This is a genomic window from Rubrivirga sp. (assembly GCF_049648075.1).
Classification (GTDB): Bacteria; Bacteroidota; Rhodothermia; order Rhodothermales; family Rubricoccaceae; genus Rubrivirga.
The window spans coordinates 1-2,221 of record NZ_JBARYR010000475.1 but is presented as its reverse complement, the minus strand read 5'-3'; the positions used below and the strand labels follow the sequence as shown (position 1 = coordinate 2,221).

2 protein-coding genes are annotated in these 2,221 nt (G+C 66.1%); both read left to right on the top strand.

Going from position 1 to position 2,221, the window contains the following annotated elements:
• Nucleotides 1-623 (top strand): diacylglycerol/lipid kinase family protein (locus WBA11_RS13475; RefSeq protein ID WP_424521189.1); only part of this gene is annotated, 623 nt, incomplete at its 5' end.
• A gap of 115 nt (nt 624-738) precedes the next feature.
• Nucleotides 739-2,136: a sigma-54-dependent transcriptional regulator gene (locus WBA11_RS13470; RefSeq protein ID WP_424521188.1), complete on the top strand. Its 1,398-nt coding sequence runs from the start codon at nt 739-741 to the stop codon at nt 2,134-2,136.
• Nucleotides 2,137-2,221: the final 85 nt, after the last annotated feature.

Here is a 2,221-nt window from a genome sequence, read left to right as displayed (position 1 = left end):
TCGCGGCGGCCAACGTCGTGGCGTGCGACCTGGGACGCGTCCGGTGGACCGACGCGGCGGGCGAGGGTGGCAACCGGCACTTCATGAACTGCCTGGGCGCCGGCTTCGACGCTCATGCCGCCGCCTTGGCGGCGCAGACGAAGTGGCTCGGCGGCCAAGCCGCCTACCTCGTGGCCGTTGTGCGCACACTCTGGTTGTGGCGCCGTCCTCGAGTCCGCGCCCACGTCCGCGAGCTCGTCGAGGCCGGTCGGGAGGCCGGGAGGGACGGGTTCGACCTCGACGGGCCGCTGTTCCTGTGCGAGTTCGGCAACGGGCACTCGGTCGGTGGCGGCTTCCTGCTCACCCCAGACGCGGTCCCGACGGACGGTCTGCTGGACGTCTGCCACGTCCGCCACATCTCGACCCGACGCGCGCTCCGCCTGCTCCCCAAGAGCCTGACGGGCGAGCACGTCTCCGCGCCCGAGGTCACGATGAGCCGCACGACGGGCGTCGGGCTCAGCGTCCTCGAGGGCGGACTCCCGCTCCAGGCCGACGGCGAGATCCTGACCTACGACGCGGTCGAGGTCGAGGTCGAAGTCGAGCCGGCCGCGCTCCCGGTCCGGGTCGGAAAGATGACGCGGTAGGTCCGTCCTCGAGGACGGCGCGGTCTCGGGCGTGGCGTGTCAGCATTCGATGGCGTGGCAACGTTACGATTCGTACCATTGGGCTCGCCTCGGACCCTTCCCGTCTCCCTCGGACATGAGCCAAAAGCGCATATACGTCGTCGACGACGACCCCAAGATCGGAGAGCTCTTCGCCAAGGTGCTGGGCCGCGACGGCTACTCCACGAAGGGGTTTACGTCCGTCGGGCCTCTGCTCCAGGCCATCGAGGACGGGGAGGTGCCGGACCTGGTGCTGACGGACCTGATGATGCCCGACGTCTCGGGCATGGAGTTGATCGGTCAGCTTCGGGAGCAGGGGATCACGATCCCGGTGATCGTGATGACGGCGCACTCGTCGGTCCAGACGGCCGTCGAAGCCATGCGGCTGGGCGCGTTCCACTACCTCCAGAAACCGGTCAACCTGGAGGAGATGCGGGCGTTGCTCGCCAAGGCGCTCGAGCTCTACAGCGACAAAAAGGAGCTCCAAGAGATCAAGCAGACACGCAAGAAGAAACACTCAGTCGGCAAGATCATCGGCACGAGCGACGCCGTCGACGCGGTCCGGGACACGATCGAGACGCTCAAGGACATCCCCAACACGACCGTCCTGGTGCGAGGCGAGACGGGGACCGGCAAGAACCTGGTCGCCCAGACGCTCCACTACGCCTCGAAGTGGTCGGGCGGGCGGTTCATGGAGATCAACTGCGCCGCGCTCCCGGACAACCTGCTCGAGTCCGAGCTGTTCGGCTACGAAAAGGGCGCGTTCACCGACGCCCGTGCCGCCAAGCCCGGCCTCCTCGAGGTCGCCGACGGAGGCACGCTGTTCCTGGACGAGATCGACTCGATGTCGCTGGGCCTGCAGTCCAAGCTGCTCAGCTTCCTGGAGAGCCGTCAGTTCCGTCGGCTGGGCGGGACCGACGAGATCAAGGTGACGACGCGGATCGTGTGCGCCACGAACGCCAACCTGCAAGAGCTCGTCGCCGAGAAGGAGTTCCGCAAGGACTTGCTCTTCCGCATCAACGTGGTCACGATCGAGCTCCCGCCGCTGCGCCGAATGGGGGACGACGCCCTGGCGATCGCGGACAAGGTGGCAAACGGCTTCGCGGAGGAGTTCGGGAAAACCTTCGAGGGGTTCACGGCTGCCGCCAGCGACAAAATGCTGGCGCACGAATGGCCGGGCAACGTCCGCGAGCTCCGCAACGTCCTGGAGCGGGCCATGATCTTTTCCCAGACGCCCAAGCTCGACGCCGGCGATCTCGTCCTGCTCAAGACCGACGCCTTCGACGGCGCGGACTCGGACCAGGACACGTTCCGTCACCGCGCCGGCTCCACGCTCGAGAACGTCGAGTACGAGTACATCAAGCACACGCTCGCCAACAACCGCAACTCGTCTTACGCGGACGTGGCCAAGCTTTTGGGCATCTCGAAGAAGACGTTGTGGGAGAAGCGGAAGCGCTACAACCTGGACGCCGAGATCGAGGAGATGACCGCGTAGATAGGTTTTGGGGATTGGGTTTCGGGGGTTGGTCTGAAGAACCCCAACCCCTGAACCCCAATCCCTAACACCCACACCATGACTG